General features: G+C 49.9%; 15 protein-coding genes, 1 tRNA gene and 1 pseudogene. 13 read left to right on the forward strand and 4 right to left on the reverse strand.

Annotated features, from left to right (window positions below):
• The 6 genes and pseudogenes from CIL02_RS16320 to CIL02_RS08565 form a co-directional block, all read left to right on the forward strand.
• Nucleotides 1–355, forward strand: a 355-nt coding sequence (locus CIL02_RS16320) for a DNA-binding protein (protein WP_094400893.1), incomplete at its 5' end; no start/stop codon positions are given.
• A gap of 621 nt (nt 356–976) precedes the next feature.
• Nucleotides 977–1,051: transfer RNA gene (locus CIL02_RS08545), tRNA-Glu, on the forward strand.
• A gap of 128 nt (nt 1,052–1,179) precedes the next feature.
• A complete protein-coding gene (gene lon, locus CIL02_RS08550) occupies nt 1,180–3,648 on the forward strand; it encodes an endopeptidase La (protein WP_094400895.1) in 2,469 nt (822 codons plus the stop codon).
• A gap of 22 nt (nt 3,649–3,670) precedes the next feature.
• Nucleotides 3,671–4,798 (forward strand): tRNA guanosine(34) transglycosylase Tgt, encoded by a 1,128-nt coding sequence (tgt, locus tag CIL02_RS08555; protein WP_094400897.1) that lies wholly within the window; start codon nt 3,671–3,673, stop codon nt 4,796–4,798.
• Nucleotides 4,799–4,879: 81 nt separating this feature from the next.
• Nucleotides 4,880–6,154 carry an LptF/LptG family permease gene (locus tag CIL02_RS08560; RefSeq protein ID WP_094400899.1) on the forward strand — a complete coding sequence of 425 codons (1,275 nt, stop codon included), beginning with the start codon at nt 4,880–4,882 and terminating at the stop codon, nt 6,152–6,154.
• 41 nt (nt 6,155–6,195) lie between these two features.
• Nucleotides 6,196–7,467: pseudogene (locus CIL02_RS08565) on the forward strand (DEAD/DEAH box helicase); the annotation flags it as partial.
• Nucleotides 7,468–7,814: 347 nt separating this feature from the next.
• Here CIL02_RS08565 and CIL02_RS08570 read toward each other — a convergent pair.
• Nucleotides 7,815–8,216, reverse strand: a complete 402-nt coding sequence (locus CIL02_RS08570; RefSeq protein WP_094400903.1) for a DUF3127 domain-containing protein — start codon at nt 8,214–8,216, stop codon at nt 7,815–7,817.
• 251 nt (nt 8,217–8,467) lie between these two features.
• On the opposite strand from CIL02_RS08570, the gene dnaN reads away from it, so the two are divergent.
• The 5 genes from dnaN (at nt 8,468) to CIL02_RS08600 (ending at nt 14,825) form a co-directional block, all read left to right on the forward strand.
• A complete protein-coding gene (gene dnaN / locus CIL02_RS08580; protein WP_094400907.1) occupies nt 8,468–9,592 on the forward strand; it encodes a DNA polymerase III subunit beta in 1,125 nt (374 codons plus the stop codon).
• Nucleotides 9,593–9,691: 99 nt separating this feature from the next.
• Nucleotides 9,692–10,552 carry a 3'-5' exonuclease gene (locus CIL02_RS08585; RefSeq protein WP_094400908.1) on the forward strand — a complete coding sequence of 287 codons (861 nt, stop codon included), beginning with the start codon at nt 9,692–9,694 and terminating at the stop codon, nt 10,550–10,552.
• A 60-nt stretch (nt 10,553–10,612) separates the two neighbouring features.
• On the forward strand, nt 10,613–11,494 hold the full coding sequence (locus CIL02_RS08590; RefSeq protein WP_094401017.1) for a DUF4835 family protein: 882 nt from the start codon (nt 10,613–10,615) through the stop codon (nt 11,492–11,494).
• 8 nt (nt 11,495–11,502) lie between these two features.
• Entirely contained in the window at nt 11,503–13,161 is a 1,659-nt protein-coding gene (gene recN / locus CIL02_RS08595) for a DNA repair protein RecN (RefSeq protein WP_094400910.1), read from the forward strand.
• Complete coding sequence (locus CIL02_RS08600; RefSeq protein WP_094400912.1) at nt 13,158–14,825, forward strand: lipopolysaccharide assembly protein LapB; 1,668 nt, start codon at nt 13,158–13,160, stop codon at nt 14,823–14,825. Before recN ends, CIL02_RS08600 begins: the two co-directional genes overlap by 4 nt.
• Nucleotides 14,826–14,953: 128 nt before the next feature.
• Here the strand turns inward: CIL02_RS08600 and CIL02_RS08605 are convergent, their stop codons facing one another.
• The 3 genes from CIL02_RS08605 to CIL02_RS08615 form a co-directional block, all read right to left on the reverse strand.
• The gene (locus CIL02_RS08605) at nt 14,954–17,413 is read right to left on the reverse strand and encodes an ATP-dependent helicase (protein ID WP_094400914.1); all 2,460 of its coding nucleotides are present in this window, start codon (nt 17,411–17,413) and stop codon (nt 14,954–14,956) included.
• Complete coding sequence (mtgA, locus tag CIL02_RS08610; protein ID WP_094400916.1) at nt 17,397–18,125, reverse strand: monofunctional biosynthetic peptidoglycan transglycosylase; 729 nt, start codon at nt 18,123–18,125, stop codon at nt 17,397–17,399. Before mtgA ends, CIL02_RS08605 begins: the two co-directional genes overlap by 17 nt.
• Before the next feature lie 106 nt (nt 18,126–18,231).
• Nucleotides 18,232–18,906, reverse strand: coding sequence for an OmpA family protein (locus CIL02_RS08615; RefSeq protein WP_094400918.1), 675 nt, complete (start codon nt 18,904–18,906; stop codon nt 18,232–18,234).
• Nucleotides 18,907–19,120: 214 nt separating this feature from the next.
• On the opposite strand from CIL02_RS08615, the gene proS reads away from it, so the two are divergent.
• Both proS and rho read left to right on the forward strand, forming a co-directional pair.
• Nucleotides 19,121–20,602, forward strand: coding sequence for a proline--tRNA ligase (gene proS / locus CIL02_RS08620; RefSeq protein WP_094400920.1), 1,482 nt, complete (start codon nt 19,121–19,123; stop codon nt 20,600–20,602).
• Nucleotides 20,603–20,979: 377 nt separating this feature from the next.
• On the forward strand, nt 20,980–23,022 hold the full coding sequence (gene rho / locus CIL02_RS08625) for a transcription termination factor Rho (protein ID WP_094400922.1): 2,043 nt from the start codon (nt 20,980–20,982) through the stop codon (nt 23,020–23,022).
• Nucleotides 23,023–23,053 lie beyond the last annotated feature (31 nt).

A 23,053-nucleotide genomic window follows, 5' to 3' on the forward strand; every position in this document is an offset into this window, starting at 1 on the left:
CAACCACATCAGCGAGCACAATGGCGTATTCTCGAAGGGTACCGTGAAGGGCGTGACCACCGACATGGTAAGCTGCCTGCGCGAGATGCTCGTGGCTGGCAACAAGGTGATTATTGACGGGCTTGGCTCGTTCAGCATCTCGCTTTCGAGCGTAGGTGCGGAGAGCATGGAGAAATTCACCGCCAGCAACATCAAGTCCGTAAACCTTGTGTTTAAGCCTGCCGAGGAGCTGCAGGACCTTATCAAGGATGCCACCTTCACGCAGGTATCGTCCCGCAAGGCTCAGGCTGCCGTTCTCGCTGCCGAGAAGAAGGGTGAAGGAACTGTAGACATTGACGCCGCTAAAAACAGCTAAGCCATGAAAATGTCAAGCGAACAGAAGCATAGCATTATACAGGCCATCCTGACGTTCATATCGTCCGTGCTATGCGCCATCACAGCATCATCGTGCGTAGCGCATGCGCTGTGAGGTTCGAGGGTTCGAGAGGTTCGAGAGGTTCGAAGGTCGGAGGACTAAGGTTTGAGGTAATTATCGCGCTGTAAGCGCAAAAGCACATAGCCCAGGGTAAAGCGTAGCGACACCCTGGGCTATTGCATGTAGCTGATGATCGCCCTGAAAGGGCAAAAGCATAGACACCAGCAGGACAGATAACGCTTTTGCCCTTTCAGGGCGCATTGATTAGATTCCTCTAACACCCAGGGTGCCGCTTCGCTCTACCCTGGGCTATGAGCAGGTTGCCCTTTGCCTTTCCTTGCAGCCGGCGACCTTTGGTTCAGGGCGTTGCTACTGATATTTGTACATCAAACTGTACACCCTACTTATTTATTTAAAAGGAGCTACGTGTAGGCGTCGCTCCTTTTTTCAAAAAAGCTGTTAACAACACAAAACAACTCTTAAATACGGAGGTGTTTTGTGTGATATTTCAAAAAGAAACACTACCTTTGCATCGCTTTGAAAAAGAGCACCAATACAGATGGTCGGTTCATCTAACGGTTAGGATACAAGATTCTCAATCTTGGCATAAGGGTTCGATTCCCTTACCGACTACCAACGAGTTCCATTGACAGAAAATGCCAGTGGAACTTTTTTTTGCGAGAACCAAAAAACACTCCTCAAATTAGCTTATATGAACAAAAATAACTACCTTTGCACACTAAAAGCATAGAAGCGTAATAAAAATGAGCAAGAAACAAAACACTTCCATACAGATGATAGCCGATTTTGAAGGCGACATACGCAACCTTATCGACACTAAGGTGGAGGGCGAGATACCCGTGCTGGCCACCCGCAACATGGTGATGTTCCCAGGTGTTATCACTCCTCTGCTGATAGGCAGGGAAAGCAGCATGAAAATCGTCAAGAAGATGCAGAAGGACCCAAGTGTCATCATTGGTGTCTTCTGCCAGAAACAGAGCGACATCGAATACCCTACATACAGCGACCTGTACGACACGGGCGTATACGCAAGAATTATCAGGGTAATGGAGATGCCTGGCGAGCGTGGAGAGATGACTATCATCCTGCAGGGGCTTGGAAAATGCAAGCTCGACAGCCTTACGGAGACTAAGCCATTCCTGAAGGGCATTACGACTCCGATTATGGATGTGCTCCCCGATACCGAATCGTGGGAGTTCAAGTCGCTGATGAAGAACCTCCATCAGACAACCGCCGAATATATAAAGAAGAACGAGGACATGCCCGACGAGTCGCGCTTCGCACTGAAGAACATCAGCAATGATGTGGTGCTCGTGAACTTCATCTGCGCCAACATGACGTTCAGCGTGAAGGAAAAAATGAGCATGCTCGAGGAGAACTCTCTTGAGGAGAGAATATACACCACGCTGCGCACGCTCAACAAGGAGATATCGCTCTTTGACATCAGAAACAGCATCAGGGACAAGACACGAGAGGACCTGGACGAGCAGCAGAAAGAGTATTTCCTGCAACAGCAGATAAAGAACATCAAGGAGGAGCTCGGCGGCGGTGACGGCTCGCCGGAGAAGAAAGGCCTCATGGAACAGGCTGAGAAGAAGAACTGGCCTGAGGAGGTGGGAAAGGTGTTCTACAAGGAACTCGACAGACTCGACATGTTCAATCCGCAGAGTCCTGAGTACAGCGTTCAGCTGAACTATCTGCAGCAGATGGTGCAGCTGCCATGGGGCGAATATACCAAGGACAACCTCGAGTTGAAGAGAGCGCAGAAAATCCTCGACCATGACCACTACGGCATGGAGAAGGCCAAGGAGCGCATACTCGAGTACCTGGCCGTACTGAAGCTTAGGGGTGACCTGAAGTCGCCTATCATCTGCCTGTACGGGCCTCCGGGAGTGGGCAAGACCAGTCTCGGAAAGAGCATAGCGGCGGCCATGAAGCGCAAGTATGTAAGAATGTCGCTCGGCGGCCTGCACGACGAGTCTGAGATAAGGGGACACCGCCGCACATACGTCGGTGCCATGCCGGGACGTATCATAAAGAGCATCCAAAAGGCTGGCTCGTCAAACCCCGTGTTCATCCTCGACGAGATAGACAAGGTGACGCAGAACACCATCAACGGCGACCCCTCGTCGGCATTGCTGGAAGTGCTGGACCCGGAGCAGAACAACGCATTCCACGACAACTACCTTGACGTGGACTACGACCTGTCGAAGGTGCTGTTCATAGCTACGGCCAACGACCTGAACACCATTCCACGGCCACTGCTAGACCGTATGGAGATTATAGAGCTGAGCGGATATATCACCGAGGAGAAGGTGGAGATTGCAAAGCGGCATCTCGTTCCAAGGGAACTCGCAAATACCGGCCTTGACAATATCACTCCCAAGGTGACATTCAACAAGGCTGCCCTTGAGAAGATTATCGAGCAGTATACACGTGAGAGCGGAGTAAGGCAGCTTGAGAAACAGATAAACAAGGCTATGCGCAAGCTGGCGTTTGTGAAGGCACGCGACGAGGAGTTGCCATACAGCAAGATTACTCCTGCTGAGCTTGAGGGACTGCTCGGGAAGCCTCCGTTCTACAGGGACATATATCAGGGCAACGACTATGCCGGCGTGGTGACAGGACTGGCATGGACGAGCGTTGGTGGTGAGATACTGTTCATAGAGACATCGCTGAGCATGGGCAAGGCGGGGAAACTCACCCTGACAGGAAACCTCGGTGACGTGATGAAAGAGAGTGCCGTCATTGCGCTGGAATATGTAAAGGCGCACGTGGACAAACTGGGCATCGACTACCGGCTGTTCGAGCAGTGGAACATACATATTCACGTTCCTGAGGGGGCTACACCGAAGGACGGCCCGTCGGCGGGTATTACCATCGCCACATCAATAGCTTCTGCTCTTACACAAAGAAAGGTGAGAAAGAACACTGCCATGACAGGCGAGATTACTCTTCGCGGAAAAGTGCTGCCAGTAGGAGGCATCAAGGAAAAGATACTGGCTGCCAAGAGAGCCGGCATCACGGATATCCTCATGTGCAAGGACAACAAGAAGGACATCGACGAGATACCTGCCATATATCTCAAAGGCGTGACATTCCATTATGTAGAGAACATCCAGGACGTATGGGATTTTGCACTCACCGACGAGATTGTCAGCAACCCCGTAGACCTTACGGTGAAGGAGGACGACAGCAAGCAGGGATGTTAGGAACAGCAATTACAGACAGCAAATGACATTTGAACTACAACATACCGACAACGCATCTGACGCAAGGACAGGCATCATAACAACAGACCACGGACAAATAAAGACCCCTATCTTCATGCCCGTGGGAACGGCTGGCACGGTGAAGGGCGTACACTTCAGCGAACTGCGCGAGGAGGTGAAAGCACAGATTATTCTCGGGAACACTTATCACCTCTACCTCCGACCAGGACTCGACATACTAAGGGCGGCTGGAGGACTGCATAAGTTCAACGGCTGGGACAGGCCGATACTCACCGACAGCGGAGGCTTCCAGGTGTTCTCGCTGACGGGCATCAGGAAACTCAGGGAGGAGGGGTGCGAGTTCCGCTCGCACATTGACGGCTCCAAGCATATATTCACCCCCGAGAATGTCATGGACACCCAGCGCATTATCGGCGCGGACATAATGATGGCTTTCGACGAGTGTCCTCCGGGACAGAGCGACTACGAATATGCCCGGAAGAGCCTGCTCCTAACACAACGGTGGCTCGACAGATGCCTCACCAGATTTAACGAGACGGAGCCGCTGTATGGCCATAGACAAAGCCTCTTCCCCATCGTTCAGGGATGCACCTTCAAGGAGCTGCGCCGCGAGGCAGCCAAATATGTTGCCGACAAGGGTGCTGACGGCAATGCCATTGGAGGACTCGCTGTCGGCGAGCCTACGGAGGTGATGTACGAGATGATTGAGGTCGTCAACGAGATACTGCCTAAGGACAAGCCACGCTACCTAATGGGGGTGGGCACACCGCAGAATATCCTTGAAGCCATCGAGCGAGGGGTAGACATGTTCGACTGCGTCATGCCTACACGAAACGGACGCAACGCCATGCTCTTCACATACGAGGGGACAATGAACATGAGGAACAAGAAATGGGAGGCTGACTTCTCGCCTATTGACCCGGATGGCTGCGACGTAGACCGCATATACACGAAGGCTTACCTGCACCACCTCTTCAAGGCTCAGGAACTGCTGGCCATGCAGATTGCAAGCATACACAACCTGGCATTCTACCTCAGACTTGTCACGGATGCCCGCCAGCACATTGAGCAAGGGGACTTCACAAAGTGGAAAGCCAGCATCATCGACCAGCTCGGAGTGAGGAGGTAAGAGAGGAGGAGATACTAAGAGAGAACTCCTTCTAACTCCCTATAAAACAACGGCATCAAAAAAGGACAAAAGACAGCAATAATGGCAAGTATTAGGAAGCTACGACGTCATCGCAAGAGATATAGGACGCTAAGATGGATGGACAGGCATACCAAAGGCCTGCAGGCAGTCCTCGCTTGGACATACCGCAAAACGGCATGGCTCAGGAAAGCAATGCTGTGGATAGCCGGCAAGCTGAGCTTCATGAAATACCTGAATATAACAAGGTATATTAAAATCCTTGACTGGTATATCATCAAGAAGTTTATTGGAACATACATCTACTCCATACTTCTCATCATCTCCATCTCGATAGTCTTCGATGTCAATGAGAACCTGGCTAAGTTCGCACAGTATCAGGCACCACTCAAGGCTATTGTCTTCGACTATTACCTGAATTTCGTACCCTACTTTGCCAACCTCTTCAGCCCTCTGTTTGTCTTCATTGCCGTAATATTCTTCACCTCGAAACTTGCCGGCAACTCCGAGATTATCTCCATGCTCGCCGCGGGCGTCTCCTTCAAGCGCCTCATGCGGCCATACATGATATCGTGTGTCCTCATCTCGTCGCTCTCGTTCTACCTCAGCGCATACGTGATACCTCATGGCACGGTCATCAGGCAGAACTTCGACTCCATGTACCGCAACAAGAAGAAGAACACCTCGGCGGAGAACATTCAGCTGCAAGTAGGCAATGGTGTTATTGCATACATGCAATACTACGACAACAACAGAAAGAGCGGCAACGGCTTTAGCCTCGACAAATTCGAGAACAAGAAGCTCGTCAGCCACCTCACGGCAATGGAGGTGCAATACGACACTATCTCTGACTCCAAGTACCACTGGAAGATACGCAACTGGAAATGCCGGGAGCTGAAAGGACTGAAAGAACATATCACCAGCGGTATGGAGAAAGACACCATCATACAGATGGAGCCTACCGACCTTGTATACTCCAAAGGACAGCAGGAAACGTTCACCTCGCCCGACCTGAAGGAGTATATATCGAAACAGAAGAACAGAGGCTCCGGCAATGTCGTGCAGTATGAGGTTGAATACCACAAGCGCATAGCAGCCAGCTTCGCCTCGTTCATACTGACAACCATCGGCCTGTCGTTGTCCTCAAGGAAACGCAAGGGTGGAATGGGTCTCTCGCTCGGTATAGGCCTGGCGCTCAGTTTTGGCTACATCATGCTGCAAACGGTGTCGGCTACTTTTGCCATCAATGCCAACATGCCACCAATGCTGGCTGCATGGATTCCAAATATGATATTCACCGTTATCGCCTACTTCTGCTATCGCAACGCACCAAATTGATACTTAGGCAGTAAGGCGAAACATAAAAAGTATTACTTATAGTGTATTTTGACGAATTAGAACTAAGCGACAACATTCTCGACGCACTCTATGACATGCGCTTCGACGAATGTACTCCCGTACAGGAACGTTGCATCCCGGAAATTCTCGCCGGACACGATATGTTGGGAATAGCGCAGACAGGTACTGGCAAAACAGCTGCTTACCTTCTGCCAATACTGTCATTGCTTGACGAAGGTAATTATCCAAAGGATGCCATCAACTGCATCATCATGTCGCCAACAAGAGAGTTGGCTCAACAGATTGACCAGGCCATGCAGGGCTTCGGCTACTATCTCGGCGACATATCAAGCCTTGCGGTGTATGGAGGCAATGACGGACAAAGATATAGCCAGGAAACTAAATCGCTAAAACTTGGCGCCGACGTGATAATAGCTACCCCGGGACGCCTGATCTCACACATGCAGCTGGGAAATGTCGATATGAGCAGGGTGTCATTCTTTGTCCTTGACGAAGCCGACCGTATGCTCGACATGGGCTTCTCGGAGGATATTCTTTCCATAGCCAAACAGCTACCCGCAAACTGTCAGACCATCATGTTCTCTGCTACAATGCCGCAAAAGATTGAGCAGCTGGCAAAGAGCCTGCTGAAAAATCCCGTCGAGGTGAAACTGGCTGTCAGCAAACCGGCAGAGAAAATAAGACAGAGCGCATACGTATGCCATGATGCACAGAAGCAAGGACTGTTCAAGCATATCTTCAACGACAAGACCCTCACCAGGGTAATAGTATTCGCCGGCAAGAAGGAGAAGGTGAAGGAGATTTCGAGAAAGCTGAAGCAGATACATGTGAACGCTGGCGAGATGCACAGCGACCTTACTCAAGCAGAGCGCGATGAGGTGATGTTCAAGTTCAAAAGCTCGCAGATAGACGTTCTCGTTGCTACCGACATCGTTGCACGAGGCATTGATATCGACGACATACAGATGGTCATCAACTATGACGTGCCACACGATGTAGAGGACTATGTCCACCGCATAGGTCGCACGGCACGTGCTGACCGCGATGGAATGGCTATAACGTTTGTCAATCCCCAGGACATAAGGTATTTCAACCAAATAGAGGCGTTCCTTGAGAAGGATATTGAAAAAATTCCGATACCACCGGAGCTTGGTGAGGCTCCGGAATATAAGCCTGTATCAAAACTCAGACAGAAGAATGGCAGGCATGGAAGAAAAGACAGAGGCAACGGCAGCAAAGGCAAAAACCGAAACAACAGAAGGAGGAAACCCGCTGCTAAGAAACAAAGAGAAGATAAGGATAAGAGGAGTTAAGAGGAGATAAAGGGAGAGGAGTAAGAGGAGATAAGAGACAATACCGTAGGCAGCGCGCGCTGAACCAAAGGTCGCCGGCTGAAAGGAAAGGCAAAGGAAAGGCAAAAGCGCAGAAGCACATAGCCCAGGGTAAATCGTTTTCGTTTTCGTTTTCGTTTTCGTCTCCGTTATCGTTATCGTTATCGTTTTCGTTACCGTTTTCGTTATCGTTTTCGTTATCGTTTTCGTTAGCCAGAGTGAGCAATCCTATGACACATGGTCGGAAGGATTGCTCACTCTGTATTGTTGTTGTGAGGCATACCGTCGGAAGGCATGCGTCACAAAGCTTAGAATGGGAGATCATCGGCATTGCCATCACCGCCATCCTGCATGGGAGGGAACGGAGCCTGAGCAGCAGATGCTGCTGTGGGAGCGGCTGCCGGAGCAGGCTGGGCAACAGGCTGTGCACCAACTGTAGATGGGTCAACAAGACGTACATCAAAAGCACGTATATTGTTGAACCAGCGTCCGTTATATTCATGAGCGTCAATATCAAACGACACCATTACCTCCTGTCCAACCTGTATATTGAAACGCGCCAGACGGTCTGCGCCGAACACGTCGAACACCATCTTGCGGGGATAAGCATCATGGGTTTCAACAACAAAACTCTGCGACTTCCACTCTCCACGTGCAGAAGTACCACTTCTCTCGGGAAGAGCTACGATAATTTTTCCTTGTAATTCCATTATTTATATTTGTTTAAATACTTTTCGGCGTGATGCCTTCTGTTGATTTTTACTTTTCGATTGCGAAATTAATAAATTCTTCTAAATTAAGAAACTTTTCCCTCCATTTTTTTTGCCTTACCATGTCTTTTTTGTATTTTTGTACCACGTAAACAGGAAACGGGTGCAACACGCCAACCTTTGACAAATGACGTGCATGGTGCCTCGGATTTTTATTTAAAGAGAATATAAACATCAAAAAATATACGACCATGAGATTTACCTTATCCAGTTCTGTCCTAAACAGCAGACTGCAGACTTTATCAAAAGTCATCAACAGCAAAAACCCTCTGCAAATTCTTGACTGTTTTCTTTTCGAGTGTCAAGACGGTGAACTGCGTGTCACTGCTTCCGACAATGAGAACACAATGAAAACCACCATTCACCTCGACTACCAGGAGGGTGAGGGAAGGTTTGCCATACCCAACCGTACGATACTCGATGCAGTAAAGGAACTGCCTGAGCAGCCACTAACCTTCAACATCGATACTAACAACTACATGGTAACAATTTGCTACCAGAATGGCGAGTATAATTTTGCGTGCCAGAATGCAGATGAATATCCGTTGCCTGTTAACAATCTCGACGGACAGACCGTGCTCACCATGAAGTCAGCCATCTTGAGCGACAGCATCTCACGTGCAATATTCGCTACCGACAACAACGAGGTGCGCCCGGTGATGAACGGTATATATTTTGACCTTACCACAGAGAATCTCTCCATTGTTGCTACTGACGGTCACAAGCTGGTACGCAACATCAATTTCGAGTTAAGGAATGACGTGCCTGCATCATTCATCCTTCCCAAGAAACCGGCCACACTGCTGCGCAACAGCCTTGCCAAGGACGATAGCGAGGTAACGATATGCTTCACATCAAGAAATGCTCAGATTACATTTGGAGATACTACCATAGTCTGCATACTCATCGAGGGCCGCTACCCGAACTACAATTCCGTAATACCTACTGACAATCCCAACATTCTTACTCTTGACCGCCGCACTCTGCTAAGTGCCATCAAGCGAGTACTGCCATTTGCAAGCGCAAGCAGCCAGCTCATACGCTTCAACATCGAAATAGGAAAGGTTGAGGTGTCATCGGAGGACATCGACTTCTCGACAAGTGCCAAGGAAACTCTTATCTGCGACTATGGCGGTCAGAAAATGAGTATTGGCTTCCGTGGTGACTCCCTAATTGAAATACTCAACAGCCTTGACAGCGAGGAGGTTTCCATTAAGCTCGCAGACCCAAGCAGAGCAGGAGTAATAGTACCTGTAACACAACCAGAGAATCAGGAAATACTAATGCTGGTGATGCCAATGCTCATCAGTGACTAATCAGCACTATACAACACTTTCAGCAACAGTTGCCACCGTGGATGAGTTTTCTGCGGTGGCAACTTCTGAAAAGACCTATTTACAATATCCATACAGGAAATGAAACTCAATCTTACAAAACCCTTAGTAATATTCGATTTGGAAACGACTGGTCTCGACCTCGTCAATGACCGGATAATTCAGATCTCGTTCATTAAGGTTTATCCCGACGGCAAGGAGGAGCGGGGTGACTACTTAGTAAATCCGGAAAAGCCTATACCTTCAGAGATATCTGCGCTGACAGGCATCTCTGATGCTGACGTCGCTAATGCCAAGACATTCAAGCAGCTCTCATCGGAGCTTGAGGCAAAGTTCAAGGGATGCGACTTTGCGGGATTCAACAGCAACCACTTCGACATACCACTCCTTGCAGAGGAGTTTCTGCGCTCAGGGATAGACTTCGACTTTGCCAAATGCAGGCTTATCGACGTGCAGACCATCTTCCACAAGATGGAGCGCCGCAACCTTGCTGCCGCATACAAGTTCTATTGTGGCAGGAAGATGGAAGAAGATTTCGCCGCACACCGTGCCGACCAGGATACCGAGGCAACATACCGTGTGCTGCAAGGTGAGCTCGACCGCTACAACCCCCTGACGGCAGAAACACCTGACAGGGCATTGCCCAACGACATGGACTATCTCGCAGAGTTCTCGAAAACCAACAACTATGTTGACTTCGCAGGACGTATTATATGGAAGGAGATGGTTGATGCCAAGAATGAGACCATCAAGGACAAAGACGGTAAGCCACTCATGCACGAGGTGTTCAACTTTGGCAAGTACAAGGGATGGGATGTTGCCGAGGTGCTCAAGCGAGACCCGGGCTATTACAGCTGGATGCTGTCCAGCGACTTCACCAACAACACTAAGCAGGTGCTCACACGCATACGTCTGCGCGAATTCAACAAACGTCTATCGTAGCCCATGAAGAAATCATCTGTCACTATTCTCGGACGCATCGCAGCCATCGCTACGACAGCAATGGCACTCGTCTGCTTCTGTCCGCAATCGCATGCGCAGGAGCTACAGGCAAAAATAACCATCAACAACAACCAGATACAGGGCACGGACAAGAGCGTCTTTGAGAACCTCCAGCAGACGCTTGAGCAGTTTGTCAACGACAGGCAGTGGACAAACCTGCAGTTTCAGAAGAATGAGCGCATACAGTGCTCATTCAACATTACTGTTACAAAGTATGACAAGAGCTCGAACCTCTTCACATGCAAGGCCCTTATACAGGCTTCACGCCCCGTGTACAACTCTGCCTATACAACGACTATTTATAATAATAGTGACAATGAATTCACATTTGAGTTTGCGGAATTCGACCAGCTGGAGTTCAACGAGGAGACCCTCGACAACCAGCTTGTTGCCCTTTTTGCATACTACGCCTACCTCATCATAGGCATCAACCTCGACACCTTTGCGCCTATGGGCGGTGAGGATGTGCTGCAACGTTGCATGACGCTCACGAACAATGCGCAGAACCTTAACTTCCCGGGATGGAAGTCGTTTGACAACGACCGCAACCGCTTTGCCATCATCAACGACTATCTCGACGGTGGAATGGCCCCGTTCAGACAATTGCAGTATGACTACTACCGCAAGGGACTCGATGAAATGGCCAATAATGCAGAGCGTGGGCGTACGGAGATAACAACGGCCATTCAGGAAGACCTGAAGAAATGTCATGAGGACAAGCCACTAAGCAGACTGCCACAGATATGGACAGACTACAAGCGCGACGAGCTGGCAAACATTTACAAAGGCAAGGGAACGCAGAAGGAAAAGGAATCGGTATATGAGATTCTGTTCTCCATAAATGCAGCACAGAGTAATGCCTGGAACAAGATAAAACAATAGAAAACAAGATGTTAAGACAACTATACATCCGGAACTTCACACTTATCGATGAGCTTGATATAACATTCAAGCCTGGTTTCTCGGTCATCACCGGTGAGACGGGTGCCGGTAAGAGCATCATCCTCGGTGCCATCGGACAAATTCTCGGCAACAGGGCTGATGCCAGGATGGTAAAGGCTGGATGCGACAAGTGCGTCATTGAGGCTCACTTTGACCTTAGTAACTATGACATGGAGAGCTTCTTCGATGACAATGACATCGACTACGAGCCAGAGGACTGCATCATACGCAGGGAACTGAAGGCCAACGGCAAGAGCCGCGCTTTCATCAATGACACACCTGTTGCACTAACTACAGCAAGGGAACTGGGACAGCAGCTTGTCGACATACATAGCCAACACCAGAACCTGCTGCTGCAAAAAGAAGATTTTCAGCTGAACGTCGTTGATATCATTGCCCATAACAGTCAGTTGCTGAACGACTATAGGACACTCTTTGATGGCTATGCCAAGGCTAAGGCGGCACTAAGAGAGAAGGAGGAGGAATGTGAGAAAGACCGTGCCAACGAGGATTTCCTGCGTTTTCAGGCTGATGAGCTGGTAACGGCACAACTCGTCGACGGCGAGCAGGAGGAACTTGAGCAGGAACTGGAAACGCTCTCGCATGCCGAGGACATAAAGGGTGCCTTGTTTGATGCGGACAACTTGCTTTCGGGCGATGACAGATGCATCACCCAGTCATGCAAGACCATGCTGTCAAGACTCTCCGACATAGGGGACGTCTATCCTGCCATCAGGCAGGTCACCGAGCGTATAGACTCCGCATATATTGAGCTGAAGGACATAGCGCGGGACATCAGCAACCTTGCAGAGAGCATCGACTTTGACCCTGCACGCCTGACAATGGCTAATGAACGCCTCGACACAATATACACACTTCAGAAAAAACACCATGTCGAGAGCGTTGCCGAACTGATAGCCATTCGCGACAACCTTACGGCACGGCTCAACGATATCACCAACAGCGAAGACATGCTGGAGGACATGCGCAGGCAGGTGGAGGACATGTACCGCAAGGCTACAGAGGCTGCCGCAAGGCTTACGGAAAGCAGGCAGGAAGCAGCAAGGCACGTGACCGAGCAGTTGCTCGCCCAAATGACAGCATTGGGTATGCCCAACGCCCGCTTCGAGATAAAGTTCGAGACAAAAGAGCTGGCTGTTGACGGTGCTGACAGAATAAGCTATATGTTCAGCGCCAACAAGAATGTCCCGCTGGAACCCATAGCACAGGTGGCATCTGGTGGCGAGGTGGCAAGGGTGATGCTGTCACTGAAAGCAATGATTAGCGGAGCCGTAAAACTGCCTACTATCATTTTTGACGAGATAGACACTGGTGTCAGCGGCCGCGTGGCTGAGATGATGGCTCAGATAATGAGGCAGATGGGACAAGCCGACCGCCAGGTTATCAGCATCACGCATCTTCCGCAGATTGCAGCCCTTGGCACCACTCACTACAAGGTGGAGAAGACTGATACCGACGACACCACCATCAGCCGCATGCGCATGCTTGGCCACGACGAGCGCATCACGGAGATTGCACAGATGCTCAGTGGCAGCAATATCAGCGATGCCGCTATAGAAAACGCAAAATCATTATTGGAAAAATGAAAAGAATACTATTCCTCGCCTGCACACTCATCATGGTTGCAGGCTCATCTCTTCATGCTCAGACTCCAGCTGTAAAGAAGGCTGCGCAAAGCGTCTTCACGCTGACCACTTTCGACAAGTCTGGCAACATCGTAGGAATGTCTCATGGAGTCTTCACCGGCAGTCAGGGCGAGGCTCTGGCTATGTGGACACCATTTGTTGGTGCTGACAGCGCCGTTGTCACCGACAGTAAGGGTGTGACCATGGCTGTCGATGCCTTGCTCGGTGTTAACGACATCTATGACATCTGCAAGTTCAGGGTCAAGGGAAAGACTGTGCCTGTTGCAGGCATGGCCGGCAGTGCCGCAAAAGGCTCAAAGGCATGGATTGTCGCCTACTCGGTGAAGAAACCAGAGATGCAGCATGTAGCCATACAGGACACGGAGGCCTTCATGGACTCACTGACATATTACCTTTTCGACGACAACGACGTGTCGTCAACCTCTCTCGGATGTCCCATTGTCAATGACCAAGGACAGCTCCTCGGCATCATGCAGCGTCCGAAGAATGGCGGTCGTGCCTTCTCTACCGATGCACGGCTGAGCGCTACTCTCAGGCTCTCTGCACTGTCCATCAATGACAACACCCTCCGCAAGTGCGGAATTCGTACGGCCCTGCCATCGAAGTCGAGCGATGCCGTAGTCACGCTCATGCTTGCCTCGCAGCGTGGCGACTCAGCTCTTTATGCAACATACATAGACGAGTTCATAACCACCTTCCCTACCCTGCCCGACGGCTACAACGCCAAGGGTGAGCAGGAAATGATTGCCGGCAACTACGCCAATGCGGCACGCAACATGGAGACTGCCATCAAGGTGGCGGAGAATAAGGACGAGGCCCACTACAACTATGCCAACCTCATATACCGGAAAGAGGTCTACGTGCCAGAGCCAAAATACAAGGACTGGAGCCTCGACAAGGCATTGCAGGAGGCAGAAGCGGCCTATGCCATCAATCCCCTTCCCGTATACAAGCATCTGCAGGGAAAAATCATCTATGCTAAGGGTGACTATCAGCAGGCATACGACACGTTCATGTCACTCACGTCAACCAACTTGCGCGGTGGCGAGCTGTTCTATGAGGCTGCCCAATGCCGCCGGCAGCTCAACGCTCCGGCAGAAGAGATTATACAGCTTCTCGACAGTGCTGTCTCGGCACAACCAAACGACGCAACGGCGGCACCGTACATTCTGGAACGTGGAATGGCATACGACAAGGCCGGCAAACAGCGCAAGGCTTTCATCGACTACTGCGCATACGACTCGCTGATGAGGGGCAGAGCCTCACACAGCTTCTATTACATGAAATTCCAGTGCGAGAACAAGATACGCCTTTACCAGCAGGCTCTCAACGATATTGCGCATGCCATTGTCCTCAACAGGACAGAGCCTACATACTATGCCGAGATGGCAAGCCTCCAGCTGAAGGTGGGACAATATGAGCAGGCCATAAAGACCACCGACCTCGCCCTGCAACTGACCGACAAATATTCAGACCTATATATTATAAGAGGTGTATGTTTCGGAGAGATGTCAAAGACCGAGGAGGCTCTTCAGGCATTGCAGAAGGCTAAGGAGCTGGGTGACGATCGTGCCGACGAGCTTATAAGCAAATACCAGAAATAGCCAGTTGTCCAGTTATAGAGTCACACAACCATAAAGGGATGATTACACATTTGATTGTAATCATCCCTTTACTATAGTACGCTGACGGCATACGTCAGCAAACGGCTAATGTCATTAATAATGCCACCTCACTTCACGATATTGAACTTGGCGAACTTCAGCAGCAGTTGCTTGATACCAACATTTACGAAGTCGACTGTCGCCTTGGTGTTCTCTCCCGTGCCCTCAACACGCAGCACTTTTCCTATGCCAAAACGCTGATGCTCGATGGTATCACCTTCATTTAACCTCTGCTGTCCAGCCTGCTGCAGAGGTATTCCCGGTTGCGGCACAGATGTTGAAGGCTGTTGTGGGGACAATGTTCTTCCGCCTTTTTTCATCACCTCGTTGACACGTCTGAGGTTTCCACCACTGGTAGCAAACATTCTCTTGAAGCCATCGCCAAATGGGTCTACCGCAGGCTCAGGCTTTCGTGGGGACGTTATTCTTGGTTTGGGGTCGGCCATAAACCTGTCTGCAACAGGACGGCTGTTCTGCACATTCCTGCCATACGGTCTGTTATCTGTTTCCCATGGCAGTCGAGTCTCCGTCTGGCTTCCTGTATAGGCATCATAACCAGTATCACCACTTACCAGCCTATGGTCTATTTCCTTAAGGAACATGCTTGGTTGCATAAATTCCGTACGTCCGTATCTGAAACGGCTCTTGACATGCGTAATCATGCACCTCTTCTCGGCACGGGTAATAGCAACATACATCAGCCTCCGTTCCTCCTCAAGCCCGCGTGGCGAGTCCATGCTCATCTGGCTTGGGAAGATGGTCTCTTCTGCCCCGACGATATATACCGTCTTGAATTCCAGTCCCTTGGCGGCATGGACAGTCATCAGTGACACACGGTTGTCCGTAGCCTCGTCGCTCTCGCTCTCCATGTCGGTGAGCAGCGATATCTCCTGCAGGAAATCATCTAACCCCGTCTGGCTTCCCATATCCTCCTCGAGTCGTGCGGCCACGAAGTCGTGAATGCCCGAGATGAATGAGTCTACATTCTCCCGACGGGTATCTCCCTCTGGCGATGTATCCTTGGCAATGTCAGCCATGATACCGCTCGTCAGGACAATCTCCTTTGCCAGCTCGTAGGCATCAGCATGGTCTTTCTTCTCGACGAAACTCTCAATCAGGTCCCTGAATGCCCCGAGCTTTGACATAGTGCCCTTGTTTACTGGCAGGTTATATGTCATGGGCTGTGAGATTACTTGCCAGAAGCTGACATTGTACTCGAGCGTGGCGGCACTGATTTTTTTTATGGTAGTGTCTCCGATACCTCGTGCCGGATAGTTGACAACTCTCCTAAAAGCCTCCTCGTCGTTAGTATTGGCGACAAGTCGGAAATATGCCACAATGTCCTTGATTTCCTTCCTTTGGAAGAAGCTCTGCCCTCCGAATATCCTGTACGGCATGTTCTGTTTCCTCAGCTCCTCCTCGAAGCTCCTGCTCAGTGCGTTGGCCCTATACAGTATGGCGAAGTCGGAATATGCCATACCGTTCTTCCTTACCTGTTTCCTGATATCGTTGCATACCATCACGGCTTCCTCCTTGTCGGAATAAGCCTCTCGGATGATAATCTTTTCTCCTTTCTCGTTTTCGCTGTACACCTCCTTTGGTATCTGCCTGCTGTTGTTCTTCATGAGGCAGTTGGCAGCCTGCACGATGTTTTGCGTAGACCTGTAGTTGCGCTCGAGCTTGAACAGCTTAGCGTCAGGATATTGGCGCTGAAAGTCGAGGATGTTGTCGATATTGGCACCGCGGAAGGCGTAAATGCTCTGATAGTCATCGCCAACCACGCAGATGTTGTGGTTTTCGCGTGTCAGCAGTGAGAGAATTCTCTGCTGCACGTAGTTTGTGTCCTGATACTCATCCACGAGGATATATTGCAGTTTGTCCGCATACTTTATCCTGACTTCCTCGTTGTCGGCAAAAAGCCTGTATGTATGCATCAGCAAGTCGTCAAAGTCCATGGCGTTGGAATTGGCGAGCCGTTGCTGATAAGTGCTGTATATCTTTGACGTCTCAGGAACACCTGTCCTGAAGTCTCTCTCGGTGAGCGATATGTCTTTGTCATAGGCATCGGTACCAATCAGCTTGTTTTTGGCCAGTGAGATGTGCTTGTGTACCGTAGCGGGCTTGTACGCCTTCTCGTCAAGTCCCATCTCCTTGACGATATTCTTTATGAGCGACCGTGAGTCATTCTCATCGTAGATGGTAAACGAGGAGGTGTAGCCAATGTGGGATGCCTCAGCCCTTAGAATTTTTGCGAATACAGAGTGGAATGTGCCCATCTTCAGCCTCGAGGCGTGTTCCTCACCGACAAGGGTTCCTATTCTCTGTTTCATTTCGTTGGCAGCCTTGTTAGTAAATGTCAGTGCAAGTATTCTCCATGGAGCCACGCCTCTGCTCACGAGGTATGCAATCTTGTATGTCAGCACCCTCGTCTTGCCTGAGCCTGCTCCGGCAATTACCAGTTGCGGTCCGTCGAGCCACACTACTGCAGCTCTTTGCGCTTCGTTGAGTTGGTCAAGAATGTTTTCCATAAACTCCTCCCACAGCCGTCTTTGGGTCGTAGTCTTCACCCTCTTTGGGGAATGAGGGTATATATCTCATGTTGTTCGCTATTGCTCTCTGCCTCTTTCTGATGTAGCTGCTTGGTGTCTTCGAGCTGTATATATGAGGATTGGGCAGTGTCGCTGCCACTAATGCACACTCGCTGCGTGTCATGTCGCATGCTTTCTTGCCGAAGTTCTGCTCAGCCACAGCGTCAATGCCATATATCCTGTCGCCCATCTCCACAGAGTTGAGGTACACCTCCATGATACGCTGCTTGCTCCATATCATTTCTATGAGGGCAGTGAAGTAGACCTCGAATCCTTTTCTCACCCATGAGCGTCCTGGCCATAGGAAGACATTCTTGGCCGTCTGCTGCGATATGGTGCTGGCACCATATTTCTTGCCGCCCTTGGTTGAGAGGTTGCGCTTGGCGGCCTTGCCTATGGCGTCATAGTCGAAACCATGGTGTAGTAGGAAACGCGCGTCCTCGCCTGCCATGACAGCTACGGGCATGTGTGGCGACATCTCTTCAAGCGGTATCCAGTGATGGTGCATTGTTACACTCTTCGTCTCTATCGCCCTGATAAACATCAGTGGCGTGAAGTATACGGGTATGAACCTATAAGCGACAACAGCAAGTATTGTCGATGCGAAAAACAGGACCATCACCCAACGTATAATTTTCTTTACCAGTCTCATATAACAGGACTACATCCTCTCTTTGCACAAAATAAGCAGGAGCACTCCCCATCGTTGTGAACGGAGGGAATGCTCCTGCCGTGAACTATCAGTCTAAGTGTGTTGCTTAGTTAAGGTTTCCAGCATTGGCAGCGTCAACCATAGCCTGGCTGGCATAGAGGAATACCTCCACACGGCGGTTGGCCTGACGGCCAGTAGCTGTGCCGTTGTCTGCAACGGGCTCTGCACTACCCTTGCCCACGATCTTCTGGAACTGAGAGTTGGCAACACCGCAGCTAACGAGATAGTTGACAACGCTCTTGGCACGATTGTTGCTCAACGGAAGGTTGATACCATCGTTACCTGTAGAGTCGGTATGTCCATAAACGTCCACGTGGCAGTCGGTATTGTTCTTCAGCACGCTGGCAAACTGGGCGAGATCGTTCTTTGATGCACTGTTCAGGTCAGCCTTGCCTGTAGCGAAGAGCAGACCAGAGTCGAAGGTAACCTTAACGGCCTTCAGACCGTTGGCATCTGTAACTTCCTCAACCTTGGCATTCTCAACCTTTGCGGCCTCGGCAGCAACCTTATCCATGTGCTTGCCGATGATGGCACCTGTGCCTGCTCCCACGGCTGCACCAATAGCAGCACCAACAGCTGTGTTACCTGCAATCTTACCGATAATAGCACCTACGGCTGTTCCGGCACCTGTACCTATTAAAGCTCCTGTACCTGTCTTTGTTGCGCAGCTGCAAACTGCGAGAACGCAGAGTCCTGCGGTCATCATCTTAAGATTTTTCATACTCTCTTTTTCTTTTGTGTTTTGTTTAAAAATAAATCTGTTCGTAATTATACATTAGTCCCAAAAACAGCATTTGCCGTCATTGGTTGGCATATTCACGCTGCAAAGTTAATTCTTTTTTCCTCATTGTATGTAATATCCCAACATTTTTTTGTAATTTTGCGGCAAAATTAAGCATAAGCACTTACTCTGCAATCTAAATTACACATAAAATATGGCAAAAGAACTCAAAGATTTGACCAAAAGGGCTGAAAATTACAGCCAGTGGTACAATGACCTCGTAGTAAAGGCCGACCTTGCCGAGCAGTCAGCCGTTCGAGGATGTATGGTTATCAAGCCCTACGGCTATGCCGTATGGGAGAAGATGCAGCAGCAGCTCGACAAGATGTTCAAGGAGACAGGCGTACAGAATGCCTACTTCCCTCTGCTCATCCCCAAATCATTCCTCAGCCGCGAGGCCGAGCATGTGAAGGGTTTCGCTAAGGAGTGCGCTGTCGTTACACACTACCGTCTGAAAGCCAGCGAGGATGGAAACAGCGTAGAGGTAGACCCTGCTGCAAAGCTGGAAGAGGAGCTGATTATCCGCCCGACCTCAGAGACAATAATCTGGAACACATACAAGAATTGGATACACTCATGGCGCGACCTGCCTCTGATGTGCAACCAATGGTGCAATGTAATGCGATGGGAGATGCGCACGCGTCCATTCCTGCGCACGGCAGAGTTCCTATGGCAGGAGGGTCACACCGCCCATGCCACACGCGAGGAGGCGGAGGAGGAAGCACGCCGCATGCTGAAGGTGTATGCCGAGTTTGCCGAGAAGTGGATGGCCGTGCCAGTACTGCAGGGAGTAAAGAGCGAGACCGAACGTTTCGCCGGTGCCCTCGATACATACACCATTGAGGCCATGATGCAGGACGGCAAGGCTCTGCAGAGCGGCACCAGTCACTTCCTGGGACAGAACTTCGCAAAGAGCTTCGACGTTACATATCTTAATAAGGAGAACAAGCCCGAGTATGTATGGGCCACATCATGGGGAGTATCTACACGTCTCATCGGCGCGCTCATTATGACCCACTCCGACGACAACGGACTGGTGTTGCCTCCACGCCTTGCTCCTATTCAGGTTGTCATAATACCTATCTCCAAAGGTGGCGAGCAGCTCGAGGCTATCACCAATAAGCTTAGTCCCATCATTAGCCAGCTGCGTGACATGGGCATCAGCGTGAAGTATGATGATGCCGACAACAAGCGTCCGGGCTTCAAGTTTGCCGACTACGAGCTGAAGGGAGTTCCCGTAAGACTTGTCATGGGTGCCCGTGACCTGGAGGAGGGAACTATCGAGGTAATGCGCCGTGACACCCTTGAGAAGGAAACACGCCCCGTTGACGGCATCGTGGAGTATGTCAGCAAGTTACTTGAGGATATCCAGGACAACATCTTCGAGAAGGCACGCAGGTATCGTGATGACCACGTTTACGTATGCGAGGACTACGAGGAGTTCAAGCAGAAGGTTAAGAACGGAGGCTTCTTCCTATGCCACTGGGATGGCACCGAGGAGACAGAGGCTCAGATAAAGGAGGAGACTCAGGCCACCATCCGTTGCGTACCATTCGCCTACGAGCAGACACCTGGTGTGGACATGGTTAGCGGAAAGCCCGCAAAATACCGTGTTATCATAGCAAGAAGCTATTAATAAGGCTCGTATGGAATATGTAGTGACTCTTTAATGATTTTCATTCCTAAAGTGAGTCACACATATATCTCATCGGCTGCGAATATGACTACACAACTGATAAGGTAAATAACTAGGGTGTACATCAAACTGTACACCCTAATATATTTGCATGACTTGACACCTCATACGACAAACTACAACAAATTAAAACCATTTATTTCACACATATACTACCAACCCGGCTGGTTAATGTTTGTTAAAGCATTTAACTTTCTCAACTATACAACTATATAGTTTAAAATAAAAACTGTACCTTTGCAAGGTCATTTTATAACAGGGGTTACAGTTCTTGAAACTCCTTCTTATATCCAAATTTAAAATTTCACATTTTATATATGTATAGTAAAGACGAACTATTATCTAAAGATATCGCCGCATTGGCAGATATTGCAAAAAGTCTTGGTATAGATAAGGTGGACAACATGTCTCCTGAAGAGACAGTTTATGCCATATTGGACCAGCAGGCTATTGATGAGGGTAACAAGAATCCACTCGGAGGCAAGAGAAAACGCACACGAATAGTTAAAGCAGGTACAGATAGAGTTTACTCTGTACACGGAAAAGAGGGCGAGAACTACGACCTCAAGAAAAACAAAGTACAACAGCCAGTTGAGAAAAACTTGTTCAGCGAAGCTCCTGTTCCATCTGTCGAGGAACCATCGGTTGTGGAGCAAGCTACTGATATCAGCAACGATATTCAACCAGAAACTTCCGCAGATTTCATCGCAGAAGAAAACATTGACGTGAAAGCTCTTGAGGCTGAATTAGCCTCTCTGCCAAAACATCGTGGACCAAAGACTAAACGGGAGAAAGAGATACTGGCACTTCTCGACAATGCAAAAAACCAAAACAAATCGGCATACATGCAAGAAGAGAATGCAGACAATGGATACAACGAAGAAATAACTGCTACAACAAACGAAGATATTGACTTCGTTCCGGAAGCTCAATTTCACAATCTGGACAACAGTTCTGCAGACAATGCCCTGCTGGAACAACTTCAGGCAAAGATTGGAAATAAAAGAGAGGACGAGCGTGAGACGTCTGACGAACGTGGACAGGAAGAGTTGGACAATGTGTGGGCTGACGACCCCAACGACGGAACGGATTTCATTACCGTTGTTGATTTGCCAATAGAGGACCAGGGTGCCGTTCCTAACTATGATATGTTCGACAATCCCACCACACCACCCGTACCACACGTCAGCACAACACAGTATCAACAGCAAGAGGACAACAACAAGGATCAGTACGACTTTGCCGACCTCATAAAGGCAAACGGAGTTCTCGAGATAATGCCAGATGGCTATGGTTTCCTCCGCTCCAGCGACTACAACTATCTGTCATCGCCCGATGATGTATATGTGTCTACTGCACAGGTTAAGAAATATGGTTTAAAGACTGGTGACGTGGTAGAATGCTCTGTTCGTCCACCGCGTGATGGCGAGAAGTATTTCCCGCTCACAAGCATCAGCACCATCAACGGCCGTACACCGGCTGACATACGCGACAGGGTACCGTTCGAGCATCTTACTCCTTTATTCCCTGACGAGAAATTCAACCTTTGCGGCAATCCTAATACCACTAATTTGTCTACCCGTATCGTAGACCTCTTCTCACCTATCGGCAAAGGTCAGCGCGCACTCATCGTGGCACAGCCCAAGACAGGTAAGACAATATTGATGAAGAGCATTGCCAACGCCATAGCCGCCAATCATCCCGAGGCATACCTCATGATGCTGCTCATCGACGAGCGTCCAGAGGAAGTAACCGACATGGCACGTACCGTAAACGCAGAGGTCATTGCCTCTACCTTCGATGAGCCAGCCGAGCGTCACGTCAAGATTGCGGGCATTGTTCTCGAGAAGGCAAAGCGCATGGTGGAGTCTGGCCACGACGTTGTCATATTCCTCGACTCCATAACCCGTCTGGCACGCGCCTACAACACCGTGGCTCCAGCCAGCGGTAAAGTACTCACCGGTGGTGTCGACGCCAACGCCCTGCAGAAGCCCAAGCGCTTCTTTGGTGCGGCGCGCAACATAGAGGGCGGCGGCTCGCTGACCATCATTGCTACGGCACTTATCGACACGGGAAGCAAGATGGACGAGGTTATCTTTGAGGAATTCAAGGGTACGGGCAACATGGAGCTGCAGCTCGACCGCAGCCTCTCCAACAAGCGTATCTTCCCGGCTGTCAACCTTGTGGCATCAAGTACACGCCGTGATGACCTGTTGCAGGACAAGACCACTCTCGACCGCATGTGGATATTGAGAAAATTCATTGCCGACATGAACCCCATCGAGGCCATGAACTCCATACACGACAGGATAGTAAGAACCAAGGACAACGACGAGTTCCTGCTGTCCATGAACGGATAGAAAGCTTAGGAAGAGTTGGGGAGCGGAGCAA

This window comes from Prevotella sp. P3-122, from assembly GCF_002251365.1.
Taxonomy (GTDB): Bacteria; Bacteroidota; Bacteroidia; order Bacteroidales; family Bacteroidaceae; genus Prevotella.